The sequence below is a fragment of the Mesorhizobium sp. M1E.F.Ca.ET.063.01.1.1 genome, assembly GCF_003998155.1.
In the GTDB taxonomy this organism is placed as follows: Bacteria; Pseudomonadota; Alphaproteobacteria; order Rhizobiales; family Rhizobiaceae; genus Mesorhizobium.
Genome location: NZ_RZSC01000158.1, coordinates 1 through 9,991 on the forward strand (window position 1 = coordinate 1; position 9,991 = coordinate 9,991).

The 9,991-nt window shown below is 63.1% G+C and carries 9 protein-coding genes; 3 read left to right on the forward strand and 6 right to left on the reverse strand.

Annotation, left to right across the window (positions count from 1 at the left end):
- Positions 1–631: AsmA-like C-terminal region-containing protein (locus EOA29_RS13990; protein WP_281061074.1), on the forward strand; the 631-nt coding region annotated here is incomplete at its 5' end.
- An 81-nt stretch (positions 632–712) separates the two neighbouring features.
- Here EOA29_RS13990 and EOA29_RS13995 read toward each other — a convergent pair.
- From EOA29_RS13995 to EOA29_RS14020, 6 genes are all read right to left on the reverse strand, one after another.
- Positions 713–1,531, reverse strand: coding sequence for an ABC transporter permease subunit (locus tag EOA29_RS13995; RefSeq protein ID WP_126092569.1), 819 nt, complete (start codon positions 1,529–1,531; stop codon positions 713–715).
- On the reverse strand, positions 1,528–2,493 hold the full coding sequence (locus EOA29_RS14000) for an ABC transporter permease subunit (RefSeq protein WP_127221031.1): 966 nt from the start codon (positions 2,491–2,493) through the stop codon (positions 1,528–1,530). Before EOA29_RS14000 ends, EOA29_RS13995 begins: the two co-directional genes overlap by 4 nt.
- 9 nt (positions 2,494–2,502) lie before the next feature.
- Positions 2,503–3,642: an ABC transporter ATP-binding protein gene (locus EOA29_RS14005; protein ID WP_126092567.1), complete on the reverse strand. Its 1,140-nt coding sequence runs from the start codon at positions 3,640–3,642 to the stop codon at positions 2,503–2,505.
- A gap of 298 nt (positions 3,643–3,940) precedes the next feature.
- On the reverse strand, positions 3,941–5,038 hold the full coding sequence (locus tag EOA29_RS14010) for a polyamine ABC transporter substrate-binding protein (RefSeq protein WP_127221032.1): 1,098 nt from the start codon (positions 5,036–5,038) through the stop codon (positions 3,941–3,943).
- 341 nt (positions 5,039–5,379) lie between these two features.
- Positions 5,380–6,330 carry a DMT family transporter gene (locus EOA29_RS14015; protein WP_127221033.1) on the reverse strand — a complete coding sequence of 317 codons (951 nt, stop codon included), beginning with the start codon at positions 6,328–6,330 and terminating at the stop codon, positions 5,380–5,382.
- A 166-nt stretch (positions 6,331–6,496) separates the two neighbouring features.
- Positions 6,497–7,945, reverse strand: a complete 1,449-nt coding sequence (locus EOA29_RS14020) for a helix-turn-helix domain-containing protein (protein WP_127221034.1) — start codon at positions 7,943–7,945, stop codon at positions 6,497–6,499.
- A gap of 251 nt (positions 7,946–8,196) precedes the next feature.
- Between EOA29_RS14020 and aceA the strand changes: the two genes are divergently transcribed.
- Positions 8,197–9,486: an isocitrate lyase gene (aceA, locus tag EOA29_RS14025; RefSeq protein WP_126092563.1), complete on the forward strand. Its 1,290-nt coding sequence runs from the start codon at positions 8,197–8,199 to the stop codon at positions 9,484–9,486.
- 55 nt (positions 9,487–9,541) lie between these two features.
- Positions 9,542–9,784 (forward strand): hypothetical protein, encoded by a 243-nt coding sequence (locus EOA29_RS14030; RefSeq protein WP_067327258.1) that lies wholly within the window; start codon positions 9,542–9,544, stop codon positions 9,782–9,784.
- Positions 9,785–9,991: the final 207 nt, after the last annotated feature.

Here is a 9,991-nt window from a genome sequence, read left to right on the forward strand (position 1 = left end):
GCCGCATCTCGACCTGAGTGCCGTCCGGCTTGCGGTCGAGATGCGGCTCCTGGCGTCGGATGTCGACACCGGCGCCTTCGCCACCGCGGCGGGGATGACGCGGCTGGTGCCCGCCGGCACCGGTACAGTCTCGGTCATCCTCAAGGGGCCGGGCAAGGCCTGGGATTCGATCTTCGAGAATGCCGATGGGTCGTTCTCGGCAACATTCGGGCCGGGCTCGCTCAACGGCCTCAACCTGCCTGCCTTCCTCAAGCGCAACGAACAGGGAGGGTTCTTCGCGCTCGACGATGTCGCCGACGGCTCGCTGCCGATCGACGGCGCCGAGATCAAGGCGAGCATCTCGAAAGGCGTGGCACGGCTGGACAAGGCCGAGGTCAATTCCCAGAAGTACAAGATCTGGCTTTCCGGCATCGCCTCTTATGCCGGGCACGGGCTGGCGCTCTCCGGCGGCATCATTCCGAACGGTCAGCCGGCACAACAACCCGCGCAGCAACCGCCGCAGCAACCGGCCGCCGGCGGCCAGACGGCCGTGCAGGCGCCGCAGCCCCCGAACCAGTCGCTGTTCTTCGTCGGCGGCAACTGGAGCACGCCGTTCATCTCGCCGATCAGCCGCGGCATTTCGGGCCAATAAGGTTCGGCAAAAGCCTGCAGATATTCTCTCCGCACGAGGTGGGGAGAACGGTGGGCGCCAGTCTCGCCCACCGTCTGTTGCCTATCCGCGCTGCGCCGCCTGCTCGTCGCGCTGGCGCTGGACCTCACGGCGCTTGTTGGCGATCGAGGCAATGATGACGCCGATCGCGACGACGGCGATCAGGATCGTGCAGGCGGCGTTGATCTCCGGCGTCACGCCGAGGCGCACCTGGCTGTAGATCTTCATCGGCAGCGTCGTGGCGCCCGGACCCGACGTGAAGCTGGCGATGACCAGATCGTCGAGCGACAGCGTGAAGGCCAGCATCCAGCCGGAGACGATGGCCGGCATGATGACCGGCAGGGTGATCTGGAAGAAGGTCTTCACCGGCGGCGCGCCGAGGTCCATGGCGGCTTCCTCCAGCGAACGGTCGAAGGAGACCAGGCGCGACTGCACGACGACGGCCACGAAGCACATGGTCAAGGTGGTGTGCGCGAGCGTGACCGTGAAGAAGCCGCGGTCGAGCCCGACCGCCACGAAGAGCAGCAGCAACGACAGGCCGGTGATGACTTCCGGCATGACCAGCGGCGCAAAGACCATGCCGGAAAACAGCACCCGCCCCTTGAAGCGCGTGTAGCGCGTCAGGGTGATCGCCGCCAGCGTGCCGAGCACGGTCGCCACGGTGGCCGAGATGACGCCGACGCGCGCCGTCACCCAGGTGGCGTCCATCAGGCCCTGATTGTGGAACAGCGACACGTACCATTTGGTCGAGAAGCCGCCCCAGACGGTGACCAACTTCGATTCGTTGAAGGAAAAGACGATGAGCAGCACGATCGGCAGATAGAGGAAGGCAAAGCCGAGCACGATCGAGGTGACGTTGAAGCGGCTCCAGGTGGCGTTCATTTGCCTTGCTCCTGCGCGCGCGCCTGGGCCTGCTGGAAGAACATGATCGGAACGGTCAGCACCAGGAGCAGGATGACCGCCACCGCCGACGAGACCGGCCAGTCGCGGTTGGCGAAGAACTCGTTCCACAGCGTCTTGCCGATCATCAGCGTCTGCGAGCCGCCGAGAAGGTCCGGGATGACGAACTCGCCGACGGCGGGGATGAACACCAAAAGGCAGCCGGCGATGACGCCTGGCAGCGACAGCGGAAAGGTGATCTTCCAGAAGGCTCCGGTCGGTGGGCAGCCGAGGTCCTGCGCCGCCTCGATCAGCGAATAATCCATCTTCTCCAGCGAGGAATAGAGCGGCAGCACCATGAACGGCAGGTAGGAATAGACGATGCCGATGAAGATCGCGGTGTAGGTGTTGAGGATGACCAGCGGCTGGCTGATGAGATGCAGCGACAAGAGCATCTGGTTGAGCAGCCCTTCCGGCTTCAGGATGCCGATCCAGGCATAGACGCGGATCAGGAACGAGGTCCAGAAGGGCAGGATCACCAGCATCAGCAAGGTCGGGCGCACCGTCGCCGGCGCGCGCGCCATGCCGTAGGCGATCGGATAGCCGACGATCAGCGTCAGCACCGTCGAGATGGCGGCGATGATCAGGCTGGTCACATAGGCGTTGAAGTAGAGCGCGTCCTGGGTGAGCCAGGTGTAGTTGTCGAAGTTGAGTTCGCGCAATCCCGCGAGGAATCCGGAAACGCCGTCGGTGAAATCGAGCACGGGCGTGTAGGGCGGCATCGAGATCGCCGTCTGCGACAGCGAGATCTTGAAGACGATGACGAATGGAACGAGGAAGAAGAACAGCAGCCAAAGATAGGGGACGATGATGACGAGGCGGTCGACGAATCCCTTCGCCAGCCTGGTCGGCAGCGCTGCGGCGGTTTGGGTCGACGGGGCGGCGGTGGCGGCGACGTTGGTCATGGGTCGCTCCTACCTGGTCAGCACGACGCCGGCGTCGGGCCGGAAGGAGACCCAGGCGCGGTCGTTCCAGGTCAGCGGGTCCTCGGTGACGCGCGAGGCGTTCAACGCGCTTGCCCGGACAATCTGACCGTCGTCGAGCCTGATGTGATAGACGGTCATGTCGCCGAGATAGGCGACGTCATAGACCTCGCCCTGCAGGGCATTGACGGCGTCGGCCGGCTTCTTCGACGAGACCTTGATCTTCTCAGGCCGGATCGCGAAGACGATGTCGGCGCCGTTGGCGGCATCGGCGGCGTTCTCGACGACGATCTGCGCCCCGGTCGCGCCGGTGATGCGCGTCGTATTCGCCGCCCGCTCGGCGACCTTGCCCTCGAACATGTTCACATTGCCGACGAAATGCGCCACGAAGCGCGAGGTCGGAGCCTCATAGATTTCCGCCGGCGTCGCCACCTGCATCACCTCGCCCTTGTCCATGATGGCGATGCGGTCGGCCATGGTCATGGCTTCTTCCTGGTCATGGGTGACGACGACGAAGGTGAGGCCGAGTTCCTGCTGCAGGTCCATCAACTCGAATTGCGTCTCCTCGCGCAGCTTCTTGTCGAGCGCGCCGAGCGGCTCGTCCAGAAGAAGCACCTTCGGCCGCTTGGCGACCGAGCGGGCCAGCGCCACACGCTGGCGCTGGCCGCCGGAAAGCTGATGCGGCTTGCGCTTAGCGAACTGCTCGAGCTTGACCAGCCTGAGCATCTCGGCGACGCGCTTTTCGATGTCGGAGGCAGGCATGCCTTCCTGCTTCAGGCCGAAAGCGATGTTCTTCTCCACCGTCATATGCGGAAACAGCGCATAGGACTGGAACATCATGTTCACCGGTCGCCTGTAGGGAGGGATGCCGCGCAGGTCCTGGCCGTCGAGCAGGATGCGGCCGGCCGTCGGCTCCTCGAAGCCCGCGAGCATCCTGAGCAAGGTCGACTTGCCGCAGCCGGAGGCGCCAAGCAGCGCGAAGAATTCACGCTCGAAGATGGTCAGCGACAGATTGTTGACCGCGGTGAAGTCGCCGAACTTCTTGGTCACCTTGTCGAACTGGATATACGGCTTGGCGTTCGGATCATTCCATGGCGCGAAATCCCTGCGGATGCTGCCAAGCGATTTCATTGTCCCCACTCCGGTTCTGCTTCATGCCGCTAGACGGTTCATCGTTTCAAGGAAACGCAGAACCGCTTTCGCCTTTTTGTTCTTGTCGCAATTCCGAACGGATAACCGCTTCAAGGTTTTCCCGGAATTGCTGCCTTGTTCCTACGCAATCTCGGACGGAAAACCGCTTCACACTTTTCCTGGAATTGGCGCCTTGTTCCTACGCAATTCCGGACGGAAAACCGCTTCACACTTTTCCTGGAATTGCTTCCAAAGAACGCGACCCCGGCAGTTGGCTGCCGGGGTCGCGTCTCGATGCTTATTGGCCGGTGACGATCTTGGTCCAGGTGCGCGTGATGACGCGCTGTGTCTTGGGATCGTATGGCTGCACGGTATAGAGCTTTTTGGTCGTCTCCTCATCCGGATAGACCGAGATGTCCTCCAGCAGGGCCTTGTCGACGAACTGCTGCGAGGCCTTGTTGCCATTGGCGTAGAGCACGTAGTTCGATGACTTGGCGATCACTTCCGGCGTCATCATGTAGTTGATGAACTCAAGCGCCTCGGCGACATGCGGCGCATCGGCCGGGATCGCCATCTGATCGAACCACATCTGGGCGCCTTCCTTCGGCACCGAATAGCCGATCTCGACACCCTGCTTGGCTTCCTCGGCGCGATTGCGCGCCTGGAACACGTCGCCCGACCATCCCACTGCCAGGCAGATATCGCCGTTGGCCAAAGCATTGATGTATTCGGACGAATGGAACTTGCGGATATAGGGCCGGACCTTCAGCAGCGCTTCCTCGGCCTTGGCGATGTCGTCGGGCGAGGTGCTGTTCGGGTCGAGGCCGAGATATTTCAGCGCCGCCGGAATGATGTCGGCCGGCGAATCCAGCACATAGACGCCGCAATCCTTCAGCTTGGCCAGGCTCTCCGGATTGAAGAACACGTCCCAGCTGTCGATCTTGTCGGTGCCAAGCGCTGCCTGCACCTTCTTGACATTATAGCCGAGACCGACGGTGCCCCACATATAGTTGACCGAGTATTCGTTGCCCGGATCGTACTTGGCGGTGCGCTCCGAAACCACATCCCACATGTTGGAGATGTTGGGCAGCTTCGACTTGTCGAGCTTCTGGAACACGCCGGCCTGGATCTGGCGCGCGAGGAAGTTGGCGCTGGGCACGACGACGTCGTAGCCGCTGCCGCCGGCCAGCAGCTTGGTCTCCAGTATCTCGTTGGAATCGAAGGTGTCGTATACGACCTTGATGCCGGTTTTCTTGGTGAAGTCATCGATGATCGAGCTGTCGATATAGTCCGACCAGTTGTAGACGTTGACGACGCGGTCCTCTGCATGGCCGCCTGCGGCAAAGAGGGTCAGGAATGCCGAGGTCGCCGAAAGCAAAAGCGCTTTGCGGATCATGATGTTCTCCTTTGGTGAATGTTCCCCTGCCGGCTCGGCGCGATATGGGCGCGGGGCGGCGTTTGGTTCAGATTATTGAGCATTCCGGAAGGCAATAGGCGCGCGCCGCTGGTGCCGCGCCGGATCGTTGAGTAGCGGTTGCAGCCCTTGCACCCCCTCCGGGAAGGTACCAGGGCGGCGTCAGCGGCGTTCGCCGCGGCGTAAGCAGAAGTATGACGTTGCGGTCCGGCCCCGATGAGGCCGGCGGAGACACTTGGCAAGATACGCCTGTCTTGTTGTTGCCGTAATTGCAGCCTGCCCGCCCGGCGACACGGTTGTCAATGGCAAACGCTTATGTAGCATCAATTAGGGGACGGCAGGCCTGTGATGCCGGGCCGCTCGGGGCGTGTCTGCCGCTTGAACTCAAATGCGATATGGACGAGCAGCGCCGTGACGACGACCGCGCCGCCGATGATGGTGCGCACCGAAGGCACCTCGGAATGGACGAGCCAGACCCAGATCGGGCCGAGGATCGGCTCGAAGGTGCCGAGCAGCGCCGCGATGGCGGCCGGCACCAGCCGCGCGCCCATGGCGAAGAAGGCAAGGCCGACGCCGAGATTGATGACGCCGAAGGCAAAGAGAAAGCCCATGTCGCGCGCGGGGACGGCGAATTCCGTGGCCTGGGAGGCGGCAAAAGCACCGGCAAGCAGCGCGCCGAGGCATGTGGCCGGCACCATGTGCACATGGGCGAAGCGCCGGGTGATCACGGTCGCGAACGAAAACATCACCGCGATCAGCAGAGCCAGCCCATCGCCGATCGGCGAGACGGACCCGCCCAGGGATTCGGAGACCATGATGGCGACGCCGGTGATGACGGCGGCAATGGCGACCCAGGTCCCCGGGCTCACACGTTCGCGAAACAGCATCCAGGCGAGCAAGGCCGCCAGAAGCGGCACGCCGGCCTGCATCAACAAGATGTTCGCGACCGTCGTGTAGGCGAGCGCGACGATGAAGCTCGTCGAAGCGGTGGCGAAGCAGAAGGCGACGCCGAGCCCGGGCAGGCCCATGTCGCGGAAGAGCCTCGAGGTGCCACGCCAGCCATCGCGCCAGAGCATGAAGGCGATGAGGAAGACCACCGCCCAGAGCGAGCGCCAGAACACCACGGTCCAGCTGTCGCCGACATGGATGAAGCGGGCGATGGTGCCGCCAAAGCTCCACATCAGCGCCGACAGGAAAACCAGCAGCATGCCGATCCGCTCCTCGCGCGGCGAGACGGCAGGCAAGGCAATGCGGGGCGATGCGGTATCGGACATGGACACGACTGTCAGCGAGTTGCGGGCGGCACGATCCACCGGGGACGACAAGACGATGTCCCATTCGCGTAGCGCAAAGGCGGGCGCCAGGCGTGATCCAGCAACCGCTGAAATGTGGGACAAAGCCAACGCGCTCCCCGAAAACCGCGGGCCTTGGGGGCAGGCGCTATCCCTGAAAATCGAAAGCGCTGAGGCCGGTCACCATCTCGTCGAGGCCGAGCGGGCGCGTCACCGGCGGCTCGGCGCGGGCCAGGCAGCCGACGCGCTCGCAGAGCCTGCAGGCCGGACCGACCGGCGTTGCCAATACCGTGCCCTGCGCGGCCTTGCCGGCGAACGGTCCGGGCAGCGCCGCGCCGTAGACGATCTCGTCGCGAAAGCCGATGTCGCAGCCAAGCAGAAGCGCGGTGCGCCGCGGCCGTTCGGAGAAGGCGCCTTGCGGCCCTTCGAGCGTGCGGGCGATGCAGAGGAACTCGGCGCCGTCGGGCATTTCCACCGCCTCGACCAGGATCTGGCCAGGTTGCGAAAAGGCGGCATGGACGGGAAGCTTCGGACAGGCGCCGCCGAAGCGGCTCTGCGGATAGCCCTGACTGCCCGCCTTGCGGAAGCGGTTGCCGGCGTTGTCGACCTCCAGCATGAAGAACGGCACGCCAGAGACGCCCGGCCGCTGCAGCATGGTCAGACGGTTCGCCGCCTGTTCGAAGGACACGCCAAAACGGGAACGCAGGACGTCGACGTCGTAGCGGGCGCGGACCGCCGCCACATGGAAAGCCTGGTAGGGCATCATCAGCGCGTGCGCTGCATAACGGCCCAGCTCGAAGCGGGCGAGCCGTCGTGCCTCATCGGTGCCGAGCTTCAACGCCTGGATCTCGCTCGCCACGGCCACGGTCATACGGATGAGGCTGGCCTCCATGGCGACTTCGCGCAGTTGGTCGAAGGGCGAGAGCCGTTCGGACAGGAACAGGCGCTGCGAATGGCGATCATAGCGCCTGCGCCAGTTCGGCATGGTGGCGACGGGCAGCACCTTGACCACGATGCCGTGCTCGCGCCTCAGCCATGCCTTCAGCGCGCCGAACAGATCGTCTCCAGGATCGAGCACCGAAATGAAGGCTTCGGCTTCCTCCTCCAGCGCCGCGAAATGGTTCGGCCGACGCTCGAGGGTTTCGTGCACCTCGTCAATCGGTAGGCGGGTGCCGGACAATGCGGTCGCCCTGCCCTCCCGCGCCAGGAGCTCGTTGAGATCCGACAGCCGCTCGGCCTGCTCGCGATAAGCGCGAAACAGCTTCACCATCGCAGCGGAAGCATTGGGCGCGGTCTCGGCGAGATCGATCAGTTCCTGGTCGCCCGGCAATTCACCGGCCAGCAGCGGATCGCCGAACATCTCCTTCAGCGCCGCGATCGATCCCTTGGTCTCGCCCTGCAATTCGTGCGGGTCGATCTTGTAGACGGATGCCAGCTTGAGGATCAGCTGCACCGTCAGCGGCCGCTGGTTGCGCTCGATGAGGTTGAGGTAGGACGGCGATATGCCCAACCCCTCGGCCATCGCCGTCTGGGTCAGGCCCTTGGCGTTGCGAAGGCGGCGGATGCGCGGCCCGGCGAAAATCTTCTGGTCGGCCAACCCAATGTCCTTGACAAGAATTTACATACTTTTCCGCACTCAGCATCAATGTCGGCATTTACAAGTTTGACAAATTTACAGCGACCCTTTGTCAAATGCAACACAGATTTTCCCTTATTTTTCGGCCGAAACGCTGGTTTCATTCGCGGTTTTTCGCAGCGCAATGTAAATGATGTCATATACCGACGGCGCAAATCCTTCCACAGGCGCGGCGTTCCAAGACATGGCTACGAACGATCTGGAGTGACCCAATGACCGATTTTTACAACCTTGTCCCATCCGCGCCCGAAGGCCGTTTCGACGGCATCGAACGGCCGTACTCGCCGGAAGACGTGAAGCGGCTGCGCGGCTCGGTCCAGATTCGCCAGACGCTTGCCGAAAATGGTGCGAACCGGCTGTGGAAGCTCATTCACGAGGAAGACTTCGTCAATGCGCTAGGCGCCATGTCGGGCAACCAGGCCATGCAGCAGGTTCGGGCCGGGCTGAAGGCGATCTACCTGTCGGGCTGGCAGGTGGCGGCGGACGCCAACACCGCATCGGCCATGTATCCAGATCAGTCGCTTTACCCGGCCAATGCGGCGCCTGAGCTGGTCAAGCGCATCAACCGCACGCTGCAGCGCGCCGACCAGATCGAGACGTCCGAGGGCAAGGGGCTTTCGGTCGACACATGGTTCGCGCCGATCGTCGCCGACGCCGAGGCAGGCTTCGGCGGGCCGCTCAACGCTTTCGAGATCATGAAGGCCTTCGTCGAGGCCGGCGCCGCCGGCGTCCATTATGAGGACCAGCTGGCATCGGAGAAGAAGTGCGGCCATCTCGGCGGCAAGGTTCTGATCCCGACCGCGGCGCATATCCGCAACCTCAACGCGGCGCGGCTTGCGGCCGACGTGATGGGGACGCCGACGCTGGTGGTTGCACGCACCGACGCGGAAGCGGCGAAGCTGCTCACCTCGGATATCGACGAGCGTGACCGGCCCTTCGTCGATTACGACGCCGGCCGCACGGTCGAAGGCTTCTACCATATCAGGAACGGTATCGAGTCCTGCATCGCGCGCGCCGTCGCTTACGCACCGCATGCGGACCTGATCTGGTGCGAAACCTCGAAGCCGGATCTCGAGCAGGCAAGGAAGTTCGCCGAAGGCGTGCGCAAGCATCATCCGGGCAAGCTGCTCGCCTACAACTGCTCGCCGTCGTTCAACTGGAAGAAGAACCTGGACGACGCGACGATCGCGAAGTTCCAGAAGGAACTCGGCGCGATGGGCTACAAGTTCCAGTTCATCACGCTGGCCGGCTTCCATCAGTTGAACTTCGGCATGTTCGAGCTGGCCCGCGGCTACAAGGACCGCCAGATGGCGGCCTATTCGGAACTGCAGGAGGCCGAATTCGCGGCGGAAGCCCACGGCTACACCGCGACCAAGCACCAGCGCGAGGTCGGCACCGGCTATTTCGATGCCGTCTCGATGGCGATCACCGGCGGCCAGTCTTCGACCACCGCCATGCATGAATCGACCGAGCACGACCAGTTCAGGCCGGCGGCCGAGTAACAGAAGAAAAGTCAGAGGAAACGCCCTAAGGGCACTTACATCGAGGAGAACAGCAATGGCATCGATCAGCCGCGTCAAGGAAAGGGCCGAAGAACAGTCGAGCGCGATGAGCGTCGACCAGCAGGCGACGATCCGCATGCTTGCCAACGACCTGCACAGGCTGAACCAGTCGGTGATGAAGGCAGTCGAGGCCGGCGTGTCGGTGGAACTGGTGCGCTCCGCCAGGCACCACGGCGGAGACGGCAACTGGGGCGATCTTTTGATCCCAGTGATCGTCACCCATCAGAGCCAAGGTTGACGTCACGTCAGCAATCTTCCGCGAGTGTCTCCCGTGCGCTATACGTTCGGGAGACTTTCGTTTTTTTCGAATTCCGCCTTTGACGACAGGGAGAACTTGCCCCGAATTTTTGTAATTCTTGCCATATTCTCATTTTCCACTATTTCAGCTTGACACCGCCGGCGATCTCGCGCCAATTGCGCTCAGGTTTCAACCCTGCATTGAATC

Excerpts from the sequence above, each read along its gene's own strand:
- EOA29_RS13995 (WP_126092569.1), bottom strand. The coding sequence starts at position 1,531 with ATGAACGCCACCTGGAGCCGCTTCAACGTCACCTCGATCGTGCTCGGC.
- EOA29_RS14005 (WP_126092567.1), bottom strand. The coding sequence starts at position 3,642 with ATGAAATCGCTTGGCAGCATCCGCAGGGATTTCGCGCCATGGAATGAT.
- EOA29_RS14015 (WP_127221033.1), bottom strand. The coding sequence starts at position 6,330 with ATGTCCGATACCGCATCGCCCCGCATTGCCTTGCCTGCCGTCTCGCCG.
- EOA29_RS14030 (WP_067327258.1), top strand. The coding sequence starts at position 9,542 with ATGGCATCGATCAGCCGCGTCAAGGAAAGGGCCGAAGAACAGTCGAGC.
- EOA29_RS14000 (WP_127221031.1), bottom strand. The coding sequence starts at position 2,493 with ATGACCAACGTCGCCGCCACCGCCGCCCCGTCGACCCAAACCGCCGCA.
- aceA (WP_126092563.1), top strand. The coding sequence starts at position 8,197 with ATGACCGATTTTTACAACCTTGTCCCATCCGCGCCCGAAGGCCGTTTC.
- EOA29_RS14010 (WP_127221032.1), bottom strand. The coding sequence starts at position 5,038 with ATGATCCGCAAAGCGCTTTTGCTTTCGGCGACCTCGGCATTCCTGACC.